The following is a 20,076-nucleotide window of genomic DNA, read 5'->3' on the forward strand; positions in this document are numbered from 1 at the left end:
CGCGGAAGCCGAGCATGGCTTGGCTCTACAGGGATGCCGCGGCGGGTTATTTTTCCCGCCGCCAGTTCAACGAACCGCGGTTTTCCACCGTGCTCGATTCCACTTCAACGTCGAAGCCGCGGCGCAGCAGGTACTTCAGCGTGATCACCGAACCGGCACCGACCAGCGACACGCCGTAGCCCACGTACAGCTTGGGCGAAATGTACTTGCCGACGCCGATGACCGAACCACCCAGCGCGCGCGACTGGCTGACGCCGGCATCGTCCAGGCCGAGCTTGGCACCCAGCTGCGAAGCCAGCAGGCCGCTGCCGGCCGACAGCGCGGCCGAGGCCGCGTTCACCTGCTGGGTCTGGTCGCTGCTGGCACCGGTCAGGCTGCGCCCCAGCACCAGGTAACCCAGTGCTTCGGACTGCGACATCGCTGGATCGGACCAGACATCGGCACGTGGCTGCTGCGCGCGTCCGGTGACGTCGATGCCGGCGGTGACATCACCGATCCGGCGCTCGGCGCGGATGTTGATGCGCGGGTCGGACACCGCGTTGTAGTTCCAGTTGAGGTTGCCGCGGGTGATGGTCAGGTCCTGACCATAGGCCTTGTAGCGACCACTGACTTCCAGGCCGCCGTTGGCGGTCATCTCGCGGCCGGGCTTGGCCCAGACCTGCATCTTGCCGGTCAGCGCGCCCTTCAGGCCGAAGCCGGTCATCTTGACCTTGTCACCCAGGCTGACAGTCAGCTCCATGTCCAGCGGCGAGGTGCGCGACTCTTCCGGATCGGCCGGGTCCAGCACCACCACGTCTTCGGACACCGAGGTGCCACGGTCCAGGCGCTCCAGATCGATGTCGGCCTCGGGCACGTGCACCGTTCCGCGCAGCTCCATCGCGGCCTTGGCCAGGGTGAAGTCCAGGTTGGGGTTGGCGATGATGCGCAGTTCGCTGGTGTTGGACAGCAGCACGTTCTCGCCGTGGATCTTCAGCTGCAGCGGCTGTGCATCGCCGAACCAGGACAGGCCGCCGTCGACATACAGCGTGCCCTTGCCCGAATTGGCCTGCGCGGTGATCTTGGCCGAGCCATCAGGCTGTGCGACGAAGCTGCCCTTGCCCTGGTCGAAGGTCAGGCCCAACGCCGGGAACTCGCCCTTGAAGTTGCTCAGCTGCGCATCACCGCCCAGCGACGGTTGGCCGCGCGTGCCACGCAGGCTGACGTGGCCCTCGATCAGGCCGGTCGGGCGCACCACGTCCGGCGAGAACAGTTCCAGCCAGTACAGGCGCGACATGTTGAGGTAGAGCTCGCCGTTGAGCGGCGCACTTGGTTCCCAACCGGTCTGCATCTTCGCATCGACGAAGCCGTTGCCCTGGAAGCCCATGCCCAGGTAGCCCTTGATGCTGGCCGGGGTCATGTCCAGCTTCAGCGAGAACTGGTCATAGCGCACCAGCTCTCCACGATTGGCATCGGCCACGCTGGTGTTGCGGTTCTCGCCCAGGCGTACGCCGCCTTCGGCCGAGCGCACTTCCACGTGCCCTTCCCACGCGTTGCCGCGCGGACGGATCTGCGCGTCCAGGTTGAGTTCGCCACGCAGGTAGATGCGCCGGCCAGACTGCGGTGGCAACCACGGCTGCACCAGCGCCAACGGCAATGCATCGCCGCGCACGACCAGGCCTTCGCGCGGCCAGTTGGCATGTGCGCACAGGGCGCCACCGGTCGCAGCGCCCAGGCAGGTTTCGCCCAGCGTGTAGGTGCTGCCGTTGATGGCGAATGCCGCAGGCGCACGCAGTGCCCACGCATCGCCCTTCACCGGTGCGATGCGCAGCGTGGCCAGTTCGCCACGCCATTGTTCGCCCTGCTGGCGAACGCTGCCCTGCAGCTCGATCGCGCCCAGTTCGTTGCGGGTCTGCGCGGCCAGGCGCAGGTTGGAGACACTGCCCTGCGCATCGATGTTCAAGCGCTCCAGCAGCATGCCTGCATTGACCTGCTGACCCTGAATCGCCAGCGTGCCACTGTCGCCACGCCACGGCAGCCGGCCCTTGATGCTCAGGCTTTCAGCGCCGTAGCCGTCCCAGTTGAGATTGTTGCCGACCAGATCGGCGGTGATGTCCGGCGCATCGCGCGGGCCTTTCACCTGCACCTGGCCACGCAGGCCACCATCGGCGCCGGGCAGCAGATCGCTCAGCTGCAACGGCTCGAAGCGCGCATCGATGTCGAGGCGATCGCCGACCTTGCCCGAGGCGGTCACCCGGCTGCTGCCGACGGCCAGTTTCAATTCACCCTGGCCCTGCTCGCCCTGCAGGGCGAACTTGCCTTGTGCATCCACGTTGCGCTGGCGCAGGGTGCCCTTCAGCGAGGGCAGGTCCACCGTGGCCTCCAGCGTGCCCGCGGTGCCCGGCGGCGCATTGGCCGGCGGCGGCAGCTGGCGGCCCTTGGACGCGAGATTGCCGGACAGACGACCATCCCAGCCCGGCGCGAAGTAGCCCGGGTCGAAATCCTTCAGCGTGGCCTTGGCATCCCAGTCCAGCTGCGGTGCCCAGGCCACCTTGCCTTCCACCTGCAGCTGGCCACCCGGGGTCTGCGCCTGCAGTTCGCGGATCTCGGCGGCCTGATCGTTGCCACGCACATCGAAGCGCAGCTGCGCCTTCTGCTTTTCGCGTTCGACATCGGCACGGCCGATCGCCGCCCACGCCTTCAGCGTACCGGCCAGACCGAAGCGCGCTTCCTTCAGCGTCACCGGCACCGGTGAACTGCCGGCAGTGTTCGGGTCCGGCGCCGGCACCCAGGTCAGGTCCTGCGCGATCACCGAGAAGTTCAGCTTCTGCTGGTCTTCCTGGCTGAAATCGGCGGTACCTTCCAGGCGTGCTTCGCCGCCCAGGCCCTTGACCACCAGCGGTGAGACCTTCAGCACCTGGTCCTGCAGCGACACCACCGACGGCGCCAGCTCCAGTTCCTGCTCACCCTGCTTCACCCGGCCCTGCAGGTTGGCGTTGCCACCCTTGCCGGAGGCTGTGAAATCCAATGCCAGCGGCGCGATGGCCGAGCTGGCCAGCGCCGGCGACAACAGCGCCAGGTCCAGCTCGTCGCTGCGCACGGTCGCGTTCCAGGTCGGATCGGTGCGGCCATCGAACACCAGCATCGCGTGCAGCGGCTTCGGCGCGCGACCGGCCAGCGCCACTTCCATATGCGCCAGATCACCGCGCGCGACCAGGCCAACGGTGGCCGCGGTACGGCCGCGCGGTGCCGGCAGCACTGCAGTGACGGTGACGTCGGTGTCGTAATCCTTGGCCGGGATGTAGCGGCCCTGGGCAGTGAAATTGCCCATGTCGCTGTCCACGACCAGCTTGCGCGCCTGGAACTCGCCGTTGGCGATCTCGATGCCACCACGCACGCGGCTGATGTCGATCACCGGCTCGTTGGCCTGGCTGATGCGGAAACTGTCGATGGCGATCACATCGGCCTGGATCGCCAGCGGCATTTCGATCTGCGGCAGTGAATCGGGCCACGACGGCAGCTTGAACGGCTCATCGCTCTTGGCCAGGTTGAGCGTGGCGTTGGTCAGTTCCAGCTTGTCCAGCAGCAGCTTGCGGCCCAGCAGCGGACGCAGGTCCGGTTCCAGGTGCGCGCGCTCGGCGTGGAAATGGATGTCGTCGTAGCGGAAGTCGACGTTGTAGAGGGTCAGCGGCCCGGCCACCGGGCCCTCGACCTTGTCCCAGGTGAAGCTGGCGCCCACCGGCAGGCGCGCCACCACCTGCGCCAGCAGCACATCGCGGCCGGCCACGGTCTGCAGCAGCCAGTACACGGCCAGCAGGGCAACCAGCACCAGGCCGACCACGCCCGCGCCGGACCATGCCCAGAAACGGCGACGGCGGTAGAAGCGCACGCGCCGCGGCGGCGTGTTCGGCGACGGGGTCGGTGCGGGCGTGCTCACAGGTCCGCTCCGATGTTGAGGTACAGCTGGAACTGCGAGTCCGGGTTGTTCAGGCCGTGCGCGATATCCACCCGCACCGGGCCCACCGGCGATTTCCAGCGCACGCCGAAGCCGACGCCGGTATGCAGGTCGATATTGGTATCAAAGGCGCTGCCGGTATCGACGAATACCGCCGCACCCCACGGACCGCCATTGAAGTAGTGCTCGTATTCGGCCGAGCCGACCACCAGGTGCTTGGCACCGAGTGCGTACTTGTCGGGTTTCGGGGTACGCGGGCCGACCTCACGGTAGGCATAGCCGCGGATGCTGCGGTCGCCACCGGCGAAGTAGCGCAGGCTGGGCGGCATCGCCACCAGGTCACTGGTCCAGGTGGTGCCGCCTTCGCCGCGCAGGATCAGGCGGTTGGTTGGTCCCACCGGGATGTACCAGCGCAGCACAGCATTGGCCTGCACGAAGCTGGTGTCCGAACCAACGCCTTCGACGCCGGCACGTACCGTCGCCGTGCCGCTGATGCCGCTGCGCGGGAACAGCTCGTCGTCCACCTTCACGTAATCGGCCACGATCTGCGGATAGACCAGCGTGGACGTGTTGTAGACCGCATCGGTGAATTCGGTGCCCGAGGCGTAGCGCCAGCGCTCGCGCAGCGCGTTGATCGAGGCGATGGCGGTCCAGTTCTCGTTGATTTCGCCGCTGCGGCTGGCGATCAGCTTGAAGTTGCGCAGATCGATGTAGTCGGTCTGCTCGTCGTAGGCACTGGCGGCGAAGGTGTACCAGCCATCCAGCCAGTTGAACGCCGGGATGCGGTAGCTGGTGATCAGGCTCTTGCGCTTCTGCGCATAGTCCAGCTGGGTGTTCATCTTGTGGCCGCGGCTGTTCAGGTAGCGCCGTTCAAGGCCACCGCGCACACCGGCGCCACTTTCGCTGCCGTAGCTCAGACCATAGGAATAGATGCTGCGCTTGGCCCGCGTCAGCTTCACATCGACCGGCACCTCGCCGTTTTCATCGGCCTGGTCCGGGCGTGGCTGGATGTCGATCACGCTGAAGTAATCCAGCTTGGTCAGCGACTCGCGCAGGCGGTCCAGCTTGCCTTCGTGGAAGTAGCTGCCCTGGTCCCAGTACACCAGCGGGTCGAACAGCTTGTCGTCGAAGTAGTTCTGCTCGAAGGTCACCGGGCCCATGTTGTAGCGGCGGCCACTGTCCCAGGTCAGGTCGATGTCGGCAGCGTTGTCCGCGCGGGTGATCTGCACCTGGCGCTGGGTGTAGTCGGCGTCGAAGTAGCCACGCTCGGCCAGGCGCCGGGTCACGGTGATCTTGCTGGCTTCGTACTGGGTATGCTCGAAGCGCTGGCCCTTGCGGGGCTTGAATGCGGTCAGGTCGTCCTGCAGGTACTGGTCGTACATCGCCGGACCGGTGATGTCGATATGCTCGCGGCGCACCAGCACCGGCGGGCCCTTGTCGACATGGATCAGCACGGTGACGTGCTCGTCCTGGCGCGGCGCCTCGACCTTGATCACCGGGTTGTAGTACCCGAACGGCTCCAGTGCCTGGCGGGTCTGCCGCTCGGCCTGCGACAGCAGGTATTCCAGGCGTGACTCGCCCTGCTCCTTGCCGATCGTGTCGAACAACGACAGCGATTCCTGGATGTTCTCGATGATCGCGGCGTCGTCGCCCTTGTCCAATCCCTTGATGTCCACCTTGTCGATGGTGCCGCGCGCATGGGCCACGGAAGTGGCGCAAAGCGACAGGACCATCAGCGGCAGGGCGTATTTCGTTGGCTGCATGCGGCACAGCATACCGACCCGAGGTGACGATGCGAAATGCGTCACGCCAATCGGGATCGGTTGTTAAGTGGCGGTCAAAATACGCGCCTTTGTGGCGATCATCGCAAGCGCATGCGGAAATGCCGGCATCGTGTGCGATGCCGGCGATGATCCCGATGGACAGCGCCGGGTAATGCCGGCCGCTGGCCGGCACTACCGGAAATCCACACCATGGGTGACGGTTGCCCAGTAGATCCACGCCATGCGTGGGCATACCCAGTAGATCCACGCCATGCGTGGATGGGCTACCGATCAGCTCGACAGATGCTCGATCGCCGCGACCTTGCCCAGGCGCTCGCCCAGCATCGTCAGCAGCGCCAGGCGATTGCCGCGCAATGCCGGATCCTCGGCATTGACCATCACCCCGTCGAAGAACGCATCCACCTGCGGACGCAGGCGGGCCAGGCGCGCCAACACGGCCACGTAGTCCTTCTGGTGCAGGCTGGCGCCGGTATCGTCGATGGCGGCAGTCACAGCTTCGGCCAGCGCGCGCTCGGCATCTTCCTGCAGCAGAGCCGCATCGATCTGGCCCGGAATATCGCCTTCGGCCTTGCGCAGGATGTTGCGGATGCGCTTGTTGGCCGCTGCCAGCGCCTCGGCTTCCGGCAGCGCGGCGAAGATCCCGATCGCATCCAGGCGGCGGTCGAAGTCGTACAGCGAGGCCGGCTTCAGCTCGGCCACCGCGTTGAAATGGCTGGCCGGCACGCCCTTGTCGCTGTAATAGCCCTTCAGGCGGTCGAGGATGAAGTCGTACAGCTCAGCCACGTCGGCCTGCACGCTGCGCACGGCCAGCCCGGCATTGGCGCTGGCCAGCAGCGCGCGCAGGTCCAGCTCGAAGCCGCTTTCGATGATCGTGCGGGCCAGGCCCAGCGCGTTGCGGCGCAGGGCGAACGGGTCCTTGTTGCCGGTCGGCTTCAGGCCCGCAGCGAAACCGCCGGCCAGGGTATCCACACGCTCGGCGATCGCCAGCACCTTGCCCAGCGGCGACAGCGCGATGTCATCGCCACCGAAGCGCGGCTGGTAGGCCTCGTCGATGGCCAGCGCCACCTCCGGCGACTCGCCAGCGGCCACCGCGTAGTGGCGGCCGGCGATGCCCTGCAGTTCCGGGAACTCGTTGACCATGCGCGACTGCAGGTCGTTCTTGGCCAGCTGCGCAGCACGCTTGGCCTGCACCGGGTCGGCCCCCACCTGCGCGGCGATCACCTCGGCCAGCGCCGCCACGCGCGCGACCTTGTCGGCCACGCTGCCCAGCTTGGCCTGGTAGGTCACCGTCTTCAGGCCCTCGCCCATCGCCTGCAGGCCCTGCTTCAGGTCTTCGTCGAAAAAGAACTTGGCATCGGCGAAGCGCGGGCGGATCACCCGCTCGTAGCCCTTGGCCACTTCGGCCACGTCCTTGGACTCGATGTTGGCGATGCCGATGAACTTCTCGGTCAGCTTGCCGCCGTCATCCAGCACCGGGAAGAACTTCTGGTTGATCTCCATCGTCTCGATCAGCGCTTCCTGCGGTACCGCCAGGAACGCGCGCTCGAAGCTGCACAGCACTGCCGACGGCCACTCGACCAGGTTCACCACCTGCTCCAGGTTGTCCTCGGTGATGCGCGCGCTGCCACCGGCGGTGGCGGCAGCGGCTTCCACCTCGGCGACGATGCGCTGGCGGCGCTCGGCCGGGTCAACCAGCACGAAGGCGGCACGCAGCGATTCCACATAGTCCTGCGGCTGGGTCAGCCACACGGTCTTGTCGTGCAGGAAGCGGTGACCGCGGCTCATGCGGTCGGCCTTCAGGCCGAACAGTTCGGCCTCGACCACGTCGCCGCCATGCAGCAGCACCAGCCAGTGCACCGGGCGGGCGAAGCCCCAGCTGTGGTCGCCCCAGCGCATCGGCTTGGGGATGGGCATGCCGGCGATGGCCTCGCGCAGGATCTCCGGCAGCAGCGCGGCGGTGCGCGCGCCCGGGGTCACCGCGCGGTGCACGAAGCGCTCACCCTTGTTGTCGGTGGTCTTTTCCAGCGCGGTCCAGTCGATCCCGGCCTTGGCCGCGAACCCCTGCAGCGCCTTGGTCGGCTGGCCTTCGGCGTCCAGCGCGATGTTCAGGTACGGGCCCAGCACTTCGCTGTGCTGTTCCGGCTGTTCCAGGCCAACGCCCGGCAGCAGCACGGCCAGGCGGCGCGGGGTCGACAGCGGGCGTGCATCGCCCAGCTCCAGTTCCACGCCGCGCTTGCGCAGGCCGTCGACGACACCGTCAAAGAAGGCCTGGGCCAGGCCCGGCAGCGCCTTGACCGGCAACTCTTCGGTGCCCAGTTCAATCAGCAGGGGAGACAAGTGGCTCATCGGTTCGATCCTGTGGTGGGGGCGCAGCGCGCGACGCGGCCGGCGCCCCTGGGGGAGTAGGTGAAACGCGTGATGGGAGAACGGGCCGTCAGGCCTTCTTCGCGCCCGGGAAGCCCAGCTTCTCGCGCTGCTCGTAGTAGGCCTTGGCCACCGCCTGCGCCAGCGCGCGCACGCGCAGGATGTAGCGCTGGCGTTCGGTCACGCTGATCGCACGGCGCGCATCCAGCAGGTTGAAGGTGTGGCTGGCCTTCATCACCTGTTCGTAGGCGGGCAGCGGCAGGTTCACGTCCACCAGCTTCTGCGCTTCACGCTCGCAGGCGTCGAAGCGGTGGAACATTTCTTCCACGTCGGCGTATTCGAAGTTGTAGGTGCTCTGCTCCACCTCGTTCTGGTGGTAGACGTCGCCGTAGGTCACCGGCTGCCCATCCGGGCCGTAGGTCCAGACCAGGTCGTAGACGTTGTCGCAGTTCTGCAGGTACATGCACAGGCGCTCGAGACCGTAGGTGATCTCGCCCAGCACCGGCCGGCATTCCAGGCCACCGGCCTGCTGGAAGTAGGTGAACTGGGTCACCTCCATGCCGTTGAGCCAGACTTCCCAGCCCAGGCCCCAAGCGCCCAGCGTCGGCGATTCCCAGTTGTCCTCGACGAAACGCAGGTCGTGCACCAGCGGATCGATGCCCACCGCCTTCAGCGAATCCAGGTACAGCTGCTGGATGTTGTCCGGCGCCGGCTTCATCGCCACCTGGTACTGGTAGTAGCGCTGCAGGCGGTTCGGGTTCTCGCCGTAACGGCCATCGGTCGGGCGCCGCGACGGCTGCACGTAGGCCGCGTTCCAGGTTTCCGGACCGATCGCACGCAGGAAGGTGGCCGGGTGGAACGTACCGGCGCCCACCTCCAGGTCGAGCGGCTGGATGAGCACGCAGCCCTGCTGGGCCCAGAACTGGTTCAGGGTCTGGATCAGGCCCTGGAAGGTGATCGGAACGGTCGGGGTCGCGGACATGCGGACGAGTCTTGGCCGGCAAAGGGGTGCGCTAGTATAACGGCCGACCTGCGGGGCATTCCGTACCCGGAAGGAGCAGGTGGATGGAACATCGGCTGCCCACGGGCACGCCCGGCGAGCCTGGTGCGGTGCCATTGCCGCCCGGTCGCCTGCAGTTCGAACAGGTTGCGGCGGCCCTGCTGGCCGATGGCGTGGTGGCCGCGCACGAGCGCGAGCGCATCCGTTTTTCCGCGCAGGGCGCTCGCAATGCCAGTGAAGTACATCCGCTGGTGCTGCTGTCCAACCTCAAGCTGGCTGCCAGCGACGGCGGCGATCTCAATCTGGAGCGCCTTACCGAGTGGCTGGCCCAGCGCACCGGCAGCCGCTACCTGCGCATCGATCCAACCCGGGTCGACGTCGCCTCGGTCACCGCCGTGGCCTCGCACGCCTATGCGCGCCGGCATCGCTTCCTGCCGCTGGCGGTGGATGGCGAACGCGTGCTGGTGGCCACCAGCGAGCCGCTGGCACAGGAATGGCTGCGCGACCTGCAGCACCTGACCCGCCTGCGCATCGAGCTGGCGGTGGTCAATCCGCTCGACCTGCACCGTTACACGATGGAGTTCTTCGGCGTCACCCGCTCGGTGCGCGGTGCCCGTGGCGACGTGCGTGGCGAGGCCAACACCACCCTGCCCAGCTTCGAGCAGCTGGTCGAACTGGGCCGCACCGGCGACGTCAATGCCGACGACCAGCACATCGTGCACATCGTCGACTGGCTGCTGCAGTACGCCTACGAGCAGCGCGCGTCGGACATCCACCTGGAGCCCCGCCGCGAAATGGGCCGCATGCGCTTCCGCATCGACGGCGTGCTGCACAAGGTGTTCGAAGTGCCACCGGCGGTGATGACCGCCGTGGTCAGCCGTATCAAGGTGCTCGGACGCATGGACCTGGCCGAGCGCCGGCGCCCGCAGGATGGTCGCATCAAGACCCGCTCGCCCGGCGGCCGTGAAGTGGAAATGCGCCTGTCGACCATGCCGACCGCCTTCGGCGAAAAGTGCGTGATGCGCATCTTCGACCCGGAAGCGGCCTTCAAGAGCATCGACCAGCTCGGCTTCAGCCCGCAGGAGGCAGCCGGCTGGACCGCCCTGGTCGAGCGCCCGCACGGCATCGTGCTGGTCACCGGCCCGACCGGTTCGGGCAAGACCACCACCCTGTATTCCACCCTGAAGCGGCTGGCCACGCCGGACGTCAACGTGTGCACGGTGGAAGACCCGATCGAGATGATCGCGCCGGAATTCAACCAGATGCAGGTGCAGACCAACATCGACCTGGACTTCGCCAGCGGTGTGCGCACCCTGCTGCGGCAGGACCCGGACATCATCATGATCGGCGAGATCCGCGACCTGGAAACCGCGCAGATGGCGGTGCAGGCCTCGCTGACCGGCCACCTGGTGCTGTCCACCCTGCACACCAACGATGCGCCCTCGGCCATCACCCGCCTGCTCGACCTGGGCGTGCCGCATTACCTGCTGTCATCCACCGTCAACGGCATCCTCGCCCAGCGCCTGGTGCGCACCCTGTGCCCGCACTGCAAGCAGCCGCACACCCTCGGCAGGGCCGATTGGGCGGTGCTGGCTGATAGCGAAGCTGCATATCCAGATGCCGCCACGCCCTGTCGGCCGGTCGGTTGCCTGGAGTGCCGGCGCACCGGATTCCTCGGCCGCATCGGCCTGTATGAGTTGCTGCCATTGGGCTCGCGCCTGCGCGGGTTGATCCGTGCGGACATGGATCTGGCCGGTTTCAACCGTGCCGCGCGTGCTGAAGGCGTGCGAACCCTGCGCCAGGCCGGGCTTGAAAAGGTGGCACAGGGGCTGACTACAATCGAGGAAGTCCTGTCCGTACTGCCTCCCCCGGATGAATCCAGCGCCCTTCCTGATCCTTGAAACCGGCCGCCCCGTGCCGTCGCTGCGCCGTTACGGGCGCTTTCCGCACTGGATCCGGGTGGCCGCCGGCCTGGAGGAACACCAGACCGTGGTGGTCGACGTCGAGCATGGCGCCGACCTGCCCGATCCGCGCGACTTCGCCGGCGTGCTGGTAACCGGCTCGGCCGCCTTCGTCACCGACCACGCCGAATGGAGCGAGCGCAGTGCCGCCTGGCTGCGGCAGACCGCGCACGACGACGTGCCGGTGTTCGGCATCTGCTACGGCCACCAGCTGCTGGCCCACGCGCTGGGCGGCGAGGTGGCCTACAACCCCGCCGGGCGCGAATCGGGAACGATTGAACTGGCACTGGACCCGCAGGCCGCGCAGGACCCCTTGTTCCAGGGCCTGCCGAGCCACTTCGCGGCCCATGCCACCCATCTGCAGACCGTGCTGCGCGTGCCTGAAGGTGCAGCCGTGCTGGCACGCTCGCCGCTGGATGGCTGCCACGCCTTCCGCTGGGGCCGCCAGGCCTGGGGCGTGCAGTTCCATCCGGAATTCGCCACCCACCACATGCGTGGCTACGTGCGCGCGCGCGCCGACTGCATCGGCCGACATGGTGGTTGTGCGCGCAGCATCGAGCGCGCGGTCAGCGCCGCCCCGCTGGCCCGCCAGCTGTTGCGGCGCTTTGTCCGCCAGGCCCGGCTGTCTTCAGCCCAGCCGGTGGCAAAACAGGGATAATCGGCGGCACGGGCACACCGCCCGGCCCCTCCTGTCCCTCCCCGGATGTCCATGAAAGAGATTCGCAAGCTGCCAGCCTCGGCGGGCGCCCAGTGGTTGCTGGATACGTTCTCGCTGTATCGGCGTGCGCCGCTGCAGCTGGCCCGGATCGGCCTGACCTGGCTGCTGGTGAACTGGGTGGTCACCCTGCTGGGGACGATGCTGCCCGGCACCGCCGGCCTCGCCCTGCAGATGATGACGCTGGTGATTTCACCGGTGATGTTCGGCGGCATGCTGTACGCCATGGGTGAGATCGACCAGGGCCGTCCCGGCCTGGCCACCCATCTGCTGCAGCCGATCCGCGATCGTCGTGTCAGCCACCTGCTGGTGCCGCTGGCGATCCAGGTGCTGGCCGTGCTGCTGCTCGGCGCGCTGCTGTACCTGATGATCGGCCGCGAGGGCTTCACCGCCTTCAGCGACACCATGACCAAGATGCAGGAACTCGGCCGCAGCGGGCAGCAGATCAGCCCTGAAACCGCCGCCGAACTGGTCGCCAACCTGCCGGCGCAGCGCATCGCGCTGTGGATGCTGCTGGTGTTCTGCACCGCCGTGGCGCTGACTCTGGCGATGTTCACCCAGCCGGCACTGGTGGTGTTCGACCGCCAGAGCGGCATGCACGCGCTGCGCCTGAGCCTGCAGGGCTGCATCGAGAACATCGGCGCCACTGCCGTGTTCACCGTGCTCGGCCTGATCGCCGCGTTCTGCGTCTACGTGCTGTTCGTGATCGTGGTCCAGCTGGGCATGCTGATCGGCGGCCCATTGGCGGCGGCATTCATTGCGCAGCTGGTGTTCACCACGGTGCTGATGCCGCTGTATGTCGGCGCGGTCTATGCGGCGTGGAAGCAGATGTTCGTGCATCGCGGCAGCCGCGGCGCACCGCCGGTGCCGCAGTCGCCGCCTGCCAACGACGTCTTCCACGCCTGAGCCGGGCTCAACGGTAGCGCCGGGCCATGCCCGGCGGATGGATATCACTTCGCCCCACGAACGCCGGGCATGGCCCGGCGCTACCGGGAATCAGGCCGCAGGCTTCTTGACCACCGAAGACGGCACCAGCCAGCGCGCGGCGTGGATGCCCAGCTCGTACAGCAGGCACATCGGGATCGCCAGCATCAGCTGCGACACCACATCCGGCGGGGTCAGGATCGCAGCGAGCACGAAGATGCCGACGATCGCGTAGCCGCGCCCTTCCTTGAACTGCTGCGGCGTGATCCAGCCCAGCAGCACCAGGATCACCATCGCCACCGGCAGTTCGAAACTGCCGCCGAAGGCGAAGAAGATCGCCAGCACGAAATCCAGGTAGGCATTCGCATCCGGGGTGATCGCGATCACTTCCGGGCTGAAGGTGGTGAGGAAGTGGAAGACCGCCGGCAGCACCAGGAAATAGGCGAAGGCGCAGCCGGTATAGAACAGCAGCACCGACGAGACCAGCAACGGCATCGCCAGGCGCTTCTCGCGTGCATACAGGCCCGGCGCGACGAACGCCCACAGCTGGTACAGCAGCCATGGCACGGCCACGAACAAGGCCACGAAGAACGTCAGCTTCAACGGCGCGAAGAAGGCGCCGGCCGGGTTGGTGGCGATCATCGTCTGCCCGTTGGGCAACTGCGAGATCAGCGGCTCGGCCAATGCGTTGTAGAGCTTCTGGGTGAACGGCAGCAAGCCCAGCAGAACCACGCCCAGGCCAAGCAACGCACGCACCAGGCGCGCGCGCAGTTCAACCAGGTGTTCCACCAGCGAACTTTCGCCGAAATCGTGTTCGCTCATGACGGGCGCTCCGTGCGCGCAGGCGTTTCGGCCGCGGTATCAGCAACGGTATCGCCCGCAGGTTCGGCAGGGGTGGGCGCGGTGGCAGCACCTTCCGGCGAAGCCACCACCGGCTCGGTCGTATCCATCAGATGCGGGGGCAGTTCAGCCGGTGCCGGTGCACGCACCTGCTGCGCCAGCGTGTCGCTGTGCTGTTGCATCTGCTCGGCTTCGCGGCGCACGGCTTCGCCGCTGGCACGCAGCTGGTTCTCGGTGTCCTGCATGCCCTGGCGCACGTCCTGCATCTGCCGCTTGATGTCTTCGGCCTGCAGTTCGCGTTCCAGTTCCTGCTTGACCGAATCCCATTGATTACGCGCGCGGCGTACCCACAGCCCGGCGAAGCGGGCCGCCTTGGGCAGGCGCTCAGGTCCGAGCACCACCAGGGCGACCACCGCGATCACCAGCAGTTCGCTGAAGCCGATATCAAACACCGCAACCGCTCCGGATCAACGCGCGTTGCGGTCGTGCTCGTCCTGCGCGGCGCGCGCGGCGTCCTGGCTGCGCGACTCGTCGCCCAACTGTGCGTTCGGCTTGTCTTCGTCGTGCATGCCCTTCTTGAATTCCTTGACCGCCGAGCCGAGATCCTTGGCACCACTGGTCAGGCGCTTGGTGCCGAACACCAGCAGGACGATGGCGAGTACGACCAACCAATGCCAGATGCTGAAACTGCCCATAAGTCGCTCGTTACGTTAGTGATCAGATTGCCGAGCATAGCGCACCGGCTGTAAGCCGGCGCACGTGACGAAAGTCAGTTGTTGCCCAGCGTTTCAGTGCGGATTTCACCGTCATTGACCGGCTGGAAACCCTGCTGGGCCGGCGGCGGGGTCTGCGGCACGGCCTGCAGCGGCGCCGTGGTCGCTTCAACCGGTGCCGCAGGTGCTGCCTGAACAGGCGCCGGGGCGGGCGCTGCAGCGGCGGCCGGACGCGGTGCGTCATTGCCACCGTTGCGGTTGTTGCGCGCCGCGTAGGTCGCCTCTTCCAGGCGATCACGGAAAGCGACCACATCCATTGACGGCGAGCCCGCCGCGCGTCCCTCGAAGATCATCCGCGGCGTGGTGTTGCTGCCGTAGGCGTCGAGATTGGCGGCATCGTCGATCTGCAGGATCGCACCATCCAGGGCGACGCCTGCGAACAGGCCACGGGCGCGCGACCACGACCAGATCTCAGCCTTCAACTGGCCATCGGTGGCGGCGGCGGCATTGCGGCCCACCGGACCGGCGGCCACACCGGCATCGGCGCCGAGGGTGAACTTGCCGTTGACGAGGTTGTCCAGGCTGCGGTCGTTGCGGAACACCAGCACCACGTCGGAGGACTGCACACCGGCCTGGAAGCCGATGCTGCCGCCGGTGAGCTTGATGAATACCGGGTTGGACCACGCACCGTTGGGCATGCGCACCGACATCAGGCCGTGGCCACGGCGTCCGCCGATCACCAGACCGGCCTTGATCGTGTCGGGAATGACGATGACCGCGCGGCCTTCGTCGAGCAATTTGTCCGGAATGCCCTGTTCAGGGATTCCCTGGATTTCAGCCAGTACACGCACCGCGTTGCGGGCGCGCTGGTCTTCCTGCGGTCCGGCCATGGCCTGGCTGGACAGCAGGCTGGCGGCGATCAGCAGGGCTTGGATCGGGCGACGCATGGCAGGCTCCAGAAGTCAGTCCATAGGAAGATATAGCAAGTGACTGAAATTAGTAGTGTTGTGATGAATCCCCAATGAGCGTTGCCTGCTCACATTGGCCTCAGCAATGACATCGATGCGAAGCCTGCATACCGACGTGACGATGGAATCGGCGACAATAGCGCCCATGCTCGACGCACCCGATACCGCCGTATTGGCGGTCAACCTAGGCACGCCCGAGACGCCGACGGCTCCCGCCGTTCGTCGTTACCTGGCCGAATTCCTGTCCGACCCGCGCGTGGTCGCCCTACCGGCACTGCTGTGGCAGCCCCTGCTGCGCGGCCTGATCCTGCCGCTGCGCAGTGGCCGTTCGGCCGCCAAGTACGCTCAGGTGTGGCTGCCGGACGGCTCGCCGCTGATGGTCCACACCCGCCAGTTGGCGCAGGCGATGCAGGCCCTGCTGCCGACGCTGCGCGTCCGCCACGCGATGCGCTACGGCGAACCGGCACTGACCACCGAACTGGATCGGCTGGCCGCCGAGGGCGTGCGCCGCATCGTGGTGTTGCCGCTGTATCCGCAGTATTCGACCACCACCACCGCCTCGGTCGAAGACCGCGTGGATGCGTGGCAGCGCAGGAACCCGCAGATCACCGTCAGCCTGGTGCAGGATTATTCGATTGATCCGGACTGGGTTGCGGCCGTCGCCGGCTCGATCCAGCGCTATTGGCAGCAGCACGGTCGCGGCCAGAAGCTGATGTTCTCCTTCCATGGCATTCCGCAGCGCCTTGCCGATGCCGGCGATCCCTATCCGCAGCGCTGCGAGGCCAGTGCACGCGCGATCGCCGCGGCGCTCGGCCTGGGCGCGGATGACTGGCAGATGGGTTACCAGTCGCGCTTCGGCCGCGAACGCTGGCTGCAGCCCTACGCCGAACCCAGCCTGTGGGAGCTGGCAGAGGCAGGGGTGAAACAGATCGACGTGGTCTGCCCCGGCTTTGCCACCGACTGCCTGGAAACGCTGGAAGAAGTCGCGATGGGCTTCACCGAGACGCTGGCCGAACGCGGCGCACAGATGCGCTACATCCCCTGCCTCAACGCTGAACCGGAACACGCCCGTGCACTGGCACGGCTGGCCGTGGCCTCGCTGGCATGACCCTGCAGCCGTTTGAACTGCAGATCGCGGGCGTACGCGTTGCCGGCCTGCGCCGTGCGGGCGACGGACCGCGCGTGCTGGCCCTGCACGGCTGGCTCGACAATGCGGCCAGCTTCGTGCCGCTGGCGCCGCATCTGCCGCAACTGGACCTGGTGGCGATCGACCTGCCCGGACACGGCCACAGCGCACATCTGCCCACTGGTGCGGTGTACACCACGCCAGCGGCGATCACCCATGTACTCGATGTCGCCGACGCGCTGGGCTGGGACCGGTTCACCCTGATGGGCCATTCGATGGGTGCCGGCATCGCCAGCCTCACTGCGGCGGTCAGTGATCGCATCGAACGCCTGGTCGCCATCGAGGCGCTCGGCGGCCTGCGTGGGCCGGAAGAGGACACCGCCAGCCGTCTGCGCGAACACGTCGATGCCACCCGAGCACTCGCACGCAAGCAGCTGCGCGTGTTCCCCGATCTGGCCGCACCGATCCGCGCGCGGATGATGACCAACCAGCTCAGCGAAGGCTGCGCACGCCTGCTGGTCGAACGTGGTGTCGAGCCGGTCGATGGCGGCTATCGCTGGTGCAGCGATCCGCGCCTGATGCTGCCCACCGCAATCCGCCTCAGCGAAGGCCAGATCGACAACCTGCTGCAGGCCATCAGCTGCCCGACCCAGGTGATCTACGCCACGCCTGCGCAGTCGTACTATCCCGAGCCGATGCGCAGCGAGCGCCTGCAGCACCTGCGTGATGGCCGCTTGGCGGTATTCCCCGGCAATCATCATCTGCACATGGAACACCCGGCACAGGTTGCCGCGGTCATCGATGCATTCCTGAGCGGAAACAGCAACGCGCGCTGATCATCGTCGGCTGCGCGGACTTCACTCTGCGCCACTGCGGCCGATAGAACGGTAGTGGGCCCCTGCGCCCACAGCACGCAGGCCCTTTGTGCCTGCGGCTTGTTCCTGGTTCTGCAAGGAAGACCGCATGTCCCGTCTGCTGCACCGTCATCCACAGGATGTGGTCACGGTGTCTGTCCTCCGCGTCGCTGCCTGCGCCGCATTTTCCGAATTTCCCGACCGTGCCGTCGTTGCGCTCCTCCGCGCTGGGCGTTGCAGGGTCGCTGCCGTCCGTTGATCCAGGAGTTGCCGATGTCCATTGCGTCCTCCCGCCCCCCCGACCAGGGCCGTCCCCCTTATCTGCAACAGCTGGCACAGCGGGGCGATCGTCGCCTGCTGCTGGGCAGCGTGGTATTCGCAGCGATTGGCCTTGTGCTGGCCGTGCGCGGTACGTCGCTGCCCGCCGCCAGCGCCGTTGCCGCCGCGGTACTGCCAGCCGCCTGGCTGGGCTGGCGCCAGGCCGGCCAGGCCATCGCCCGCAACGGCCTGGCGGTAGTGCTGTCCCTGCAGTTGAGCCTGCTCTGCCATATCGGCGGATTGAATGCCGCGTTGCCGACTGCACTGCTGCTGGGCGTGCTGCTCACCCAGCGTGACCGCCTGCCGTTGTGGCTGGCCGGCGCCATTGGCGTCACTGCAGTGCTGGCGCCGTTGCTGGACGGAGCGGCCGTGCTGCCACCGCTTTTGAATGCCACTGCCCTGGCGGCGCTGACGCTGGTGCTGGGCCAGACCGCCGCACGCCTGCGCCAGCAGAGTGAAGCGCTGGGTCACGGACCGCACCGCCTGGCCGCATTGGCACGTGACATCGCCACGGGCGCCGACCTCGGTGCACACAGCGATGCACGCAGCTACGCACCCGGCTCACTGGCCCACGCGTTGGCCGATACCGCGCGCCACGTGCAGGCGCAGCGCGGCCGCGAGGCCGAGGCGCACGCCGAGAACGCGCAGATCCGCCAGGCACTGGACGCCTCGCGCACGGCGATGATGATTGCCGACAACGATCACGTCATCCGCTACGTCAACCGTTCGGTGGTGGCGCTGCTGCGCAACCAGCAGGCCACGCTGCGCCAGGCGTTCCCCGATTTCGACGCCGAGCGGCTGGTCGGCAGCAGCATCCATCGTTTCCATGCCAACCCGGACCGCATCCGCGGCATCCTCAACGGGCTGCAGGTGACACATCACGGCAAGGTACGGATCGGGCCGGTGCATTTCGCCCAGGTGGTCACCCCGGTGTTCGATGCACAGGGCGCGCGGCTGGGCTTCGCGGTGGAATGGCATGACCGCACCCATGAGCTGACGCTGGAGAATGCCGTTGCCGGGATTGTCGATGCCGCCGCACACGGTGATCTCGAACAGCGCCTGCAGGCGAGCGAGGGCGCCAGCTTCCTCGACGGCCTGACCGGTGGCATCAACCAGTTGCTGGATACTCTGGGCAGCACGGTCGACGAAGTGCGGCAGATGCTCTCGGCGATGGCCAACGGCGATCTCGATCGCCGCATGCAGGGCGAGTATCACGGCGCATTCGCCGCCATCCAGCGCGACGCCAACGCCACCGCGAGCCAGTTGGCACGCATGGTCGGCCACATCCAGCACTGCGCCACCACCATCAGCACGGCCGCCAGCGAGATCGCCGCCGGCAACGGTGCCCTGTCCGAGCGCAGCGAACGACAGGCTGCGCATCTGCAGGAAACCGCCGCTTCCATGGAAGAACTGACCGCCACCGTGCGCCAGAATGCAGCGCACGCGCGACAGGCCAGTGAGTTGGCCGCCTCCACCCAGGGCGCGGCAAGTGATGGCAACCACGCCATGCAGCGGGTGGTCGACACCATGCAGGCCATCGAAGGCGCGTCGAAGCGGATCGGCGACATTACCGGCGTGATCGACGGCATTGCCTTCCAGACCAACATCCTGGCGCTCAACGCAGCAGTCGAAGCGGCACGTGCCGGCGAGCAGGGGCGCGGGTTCGCGGTCGTCGCCAGCGAGGTCCGTGTGCTGGCGCAGCGATCGGCCGCCGCCGCCCAGGAGATCAAGGTCCTCATCGACGAGGCAGGTCGTCAGGTCGGCGAGGGCGCCCAGTTGGTGGCCGATGCCGGACAGCGCATGCAGGGCATCGTCGGCGGCGTGGAGAACGTAAGCCACCTGATGCGCGAGATCTCGGCGGCATCGCAGGAGCAGTCCACTGGAATCGAGCAGATCAACCAGACGGTGGTGCAGATGGACCAGGCCATGCAGCAGAACGCGGCCCTGGTGGAAGAGGCCACTGCAGCGGCACGTGAACTGCAGTCGCAGGCAGGCGCACTGAACCAGGCGGTATCGGTGTTCCGGCAGCGCGAGACGGCGTTGATCGACTGAGCCGACCCTGCGCCATGCTCCATGGAAGACGGCGCCCGCAGGGCGCCGCCTTTTTGTTGGGCGCGGTTCGCGGCAGGGTTCGTTGGCTCAACGGGTGTGAAGGCGATCCGTTCAAGGCTGCCCGCGACACGATGATGAAGGCCGAGGGCACCTGCCGCTGCGGCGAAGTAAGTCCCCCCGCCGCCGAGCTGTACACAAAGCGGCGCCCTCTGGGGGCCGCTTTTTTGTGCGTGTGTGGAGGGCACATCCGGCCCCGCTGTTGGTAGTTGCCAACCTTGGTTGGCAGCACCGTACGCGGCGGCGGCATCCACGCATCTGCCGGCCCGCGGCCGGCACTAGCGAATATTTCCTGCGCACAAAGAAAAACCCCGCTGCGTGAGCAGCGGGGTTTTTTGGGTATAAACCCTGGCGATGACCTACTCTCGCATGGCTTAGGCCACACTACCATCGGCGCAGCTACGTTTCACTTCCGAGTTCGGGATGGGATCGGGTGGTTCCATAGCGCTAATTTCACCAGGGAGGCGGT

Annotated in this window: 14 protein-coding genes and 1 rRNA gene; 6 read left to right on the forward strand and 9 right to left on the reverse strand. The window is 67.1% G+C overall.

The window, feature by feature from the left end:
* Nucleotides 1-46 precede the first annotated feature (46 nt).
* The 4 genes from CR919_RS10260 to glyQ form a co-directional block, all read right to left on the reverse strand.
* Nucleotides 47-3,913: a translocation/assembly module TamB domain-containing protein gene (locus CR919_RS10260; protein WP_099819936.1), complete on the reverse strand. Its 3,867-nt coding sequence runs from the start codon at nt 3,911-3,913 to the stop codon at nt 47-49.
* Nucleotides 3,910-5,706: an autotransporter assembly complex family protein gene (locus CR919_RS10265; protein WP_099819937.1), complete on the reverse strand. Its 1,797-nt coding sequence runs from the start codon at nt 5,704-5,706 to the stop codon at nt 3,910-3,912. Before CR919_RS10265 ends, CR919_RS10260 begins: the two co-directional genes overlap by 4 nt.
* Before the next feature lie 279 nt (nt 5,707-5,985).
* On the reverse strand, nt 5,986-8,061 hold the full coding sequence (gene glyS / locus CR919_RS10270; RefSeq protein WP_099819938.1) for a glycine--tRNA ligase subunit beta: 2,076 nt from the start codon (nt 8,059-8,061) through the stop codon (nt 5,986-5,988).
* Nucleotides 8,062-8,149: 88 nt separating this feature from the next.
* Nucleotides 8,150-9,061 carry a glycine--tRNA ligase subunit alpha gene (glyQ, locus tag CR919_RS10275; RefSeq protein ID WP_099819939.1) on the reverse strand — a complete coding sequence of 304 codons (912 nt, stop codon included), beginning with the start codon at nt 9,059-9,061 and terminating at the stop codon, nt 8,150-8,152.
* An 83-nt stretch (nt 9,062-9,144) separates the two neighbouring features.
* On the opposite strand from glyQ, the gene CR919_RS10280 reads away from it, so the two are divergent.
* Genes CR919_RS10280 through CR919_RS10290 form a run of 3 tightly spaced genes read left to right on the forward strand, consistent with a single transcriptional unit; the run spans nt 9,145 to nt 12,661 of the window.
* Nucleotides 9,145-10,980, forward strand: coding sequence for a GspE/PulE family protein (locus CR919_RS10280; RefSeq protein ID WP_099819940.1), 1,836 nt, complete (start codon nt 9,145-9,147; stop codon nt 10,978-10,980).
* Nucleotides 10,952-11,698, forward strand: coding sequence for a glutamine amidotransferase (locus CR919_RS10285; protein ID WP_099819941.1), 747 nt, complete (start codon nt 10,952-10,954; stop codon nt 11,696-11,698). The genes CR919_RS10280 and CR919_RS10285 overlap by 29 nt, the downstream gene beginning before the upstream one ends.
* 51 nt (nt 11,699-11,749) lie before the next feature.
* Nucleotides 11,750-12,661, forward strand: coding sequence for a BPSS1780 family membrane protein (locus CR919_RS10290; RefSeq protein WP_089237918.1), 912 nt, complete (start codon nt 11,750-11,752; stop codon nt 12,659-12,661).
* Between the two features lie 90 nt (nt 12,662-12,751).
* On the opposite strand, the gene tatC is transcribed toward CR919_RS10290, so the two are convergent.
* The 4 genes from tatC to CR919_RS10310 all read right to left on the reverse strand — a co-directional run bounded on the left by tatC (nt 12,752) and on the right by CR919_RS10310 (nt 15,179).
* The gene (gene tatC / locus CR919_RS10295; RefSeq protein ID WP_099819942.1) at nt 12,752-13,501 is read right to left on the reverse strand and encodes a twin-arginine translocase subunit TatC; all 750 of its coding nucleotides are present in this window, start codon (nt 13,499-13,501) and stop codon (nt 12,752-12,754) included.
* Nucleotides 13,498-13,971, reverse strand: a complete 474-nt coding sequence (tatB, locus tag CR919_RS10300) for a Sec-independent protein translocase protein TatB (protein ID WP_099819943.1) — start codon at nt 13,969-13,971, stop codon at nt 13,498-13,500. The genes tatC and tatB overlap by 4 nt, the downstream gene beginning before the upstream one ends.
* Before the next feature lie 15 nt (nt 13,972-13,986).
* Nucleotides 13,987-14,214 (reverse strand): Sec-independent protein translocase subunit TatA, encoded by a 228-nt coding sequence (tatA, locus tag CR919_RS10305; RefSeq protein WP_099819944.1) that lies wholly within the window; start codon nt 14,212-14,214, stop codon nt 13,987-13,989.
* 74 nt (nt 14,215-14,288) lie between these two features.
* Nucleotides 14,289-15,179 carry a YSC84-related protein gene (locus CR919_RS10310; RefSeq protein WP_099819945.1) on the reverse strand — a complete coding sequence of 297 codons (891 nt, stop codon included), beginning with the start codon at nt 15,177-15,179 and terminating at the stop codon, nt 14,289-14,291.
* Between the two features lie 166 nt (nt 15,180-15,345).
* Between CR919_RS10310 and hemH the strand changes: the two genes are divergently transcribed.
* From hemH to CR919_RS10325, 3 genes are all read left to right on the forward strand, one after another.
* Nucleotides 15,346-16,308, forward strand: a complete 963-nt coding sequence (gene hemH, locus CR919_RS10315) for a ferrochelatase (protein ID WP_099819946.1) — start codon at nt 15,346-15,348, stop codon at nt 16,306-16,308.
* A complete protein-coding gene (locus tag CR919_RS10320) occupies nt 16,305-17,162 on the forward strand; it encodes an alpha/beta hydrolase (RefSeq protein ID WP_099819947.1) in 858 nt (285 codons plus the stop codon). The genes hemH and CR919_RS10320 overlap by 4 nt, the downstream gene beginning before the upstream one ends.
* A 291-nt stretch (nt 17,163-17,453) precedes the next feature.
* Nucleotides 17,454-19,550 (forward strand): methyl-accepting chemotaxis protein, encoded by a 2,097-nt coding sequence (locus CR919_RS10325; protein ID WP_099819948.1) that lies wholly within the window; start codon nt 17,454-17,456, stop codon nt 19,548-19,550.
* Between the two features lie 403 nt (nt 19,551-19,953).
* Here the strand turns inward: CR919_RS10325 and rrf are convergent.
* Nucleotides 19,954-20,068: ribosomal RNA gene (rrf, locus tag CR919_RS10330) — 5S ribosomal RNA — on the reverse strand.
* Nucleotides 20,069-20,076: the final 8 nt, after the last annotated feature.

The organism is Stenotrophomonas sp. LMG 10879, from assembly GCF_002750935.1.
Taxonomy (GTDB): Bacteria; Pseudomonadota; Gammaproteobacteria; order Xanthomonadales; family Xanthomonadaceae; genus Stenotrophomonas; species Stenotrophomonas lactitubi_B.

Coding starts and splice junctions, on each gene's coding strand:
- CR919_RS10265 (WP_099819937.1), bottom strand. CDS start 5,706: ATGCTGTGCCGCATGCAGCCAACGAAATACGCCCTGCCGCTGATGGTC.
- glyS (WP_099819938.1), bottom strand. CDS start 8,061: ATGAGCCACTTGTCTCCCCTGCTGATTGAACTGGGCACCGAAGAGTTG.
- glyQ (WP_099819939.1), bottom strand. CDS start 9,061: ATGTCCGCGACCCCGACCGTTCCGATCACCTTCCAGGGCCTGATCCAG.
- CR919_RS10280 (WP_099819940.1), top strand. CDS start 9,145: ATGGAACATCGGCTGCCCACGGGCACGCCCGGCGAGCCTGGTGCGGTG.
- CR919_RS10285 (WP_099819941.1), top strand. CDS start 10,952: ATGAATCCAGCGCCCTTCCTGATCCTTGAAACCGGCCGCCCCGTGCCG.
- CR919_RS10290 (WP_089237918.1), top strand. CDS start 11,750: ATGAAAGAGATTCGCAAGCTGCCAGCCTCGGCGGGCGCCCAGTGGTTG.
- tatC (WP_099819942.1), bottom strand. CDS start 13,501: ATGAGCGAACACGATTTCGGCGAAAGTTCGCTGGTGGAACACCTGGTT.
- tatA (WP_099819944.1), bottom strand. CDS start 14,214: ATGGGCAGTTTCAGCATCTGGCATTGGTTGGTCGTACTCGCCATCGTC.
- CR919_RS10310 (WP_099819945.1), bottom strand. CDS start 15,179: ATGCGTCGCCCGATCCAAGCCCTGCTGATCGCCGCCAGCCTGCTGTCC.
- hemH (WP_099819946.1), top strand. CDS start 15,346: ATGCTCGACGCACCCGATACCGCCGTATTGGCGGTCAACCTAGGCACG.
- CR919_RS10320 (WP_099819947.1), top strand. CDS start 16,305: ATGACCCTGCAGCCGTTTGAACTGCAGATCGCGGGCGTACGCGTTGCC.
- CR919_RS10325 (WP_099819948.1), top strand. CDS start 17,454: ATGTCCATTGCGTCCTCCCGCCCCCCCGACCAGGGCCGTCCCCCTTAT.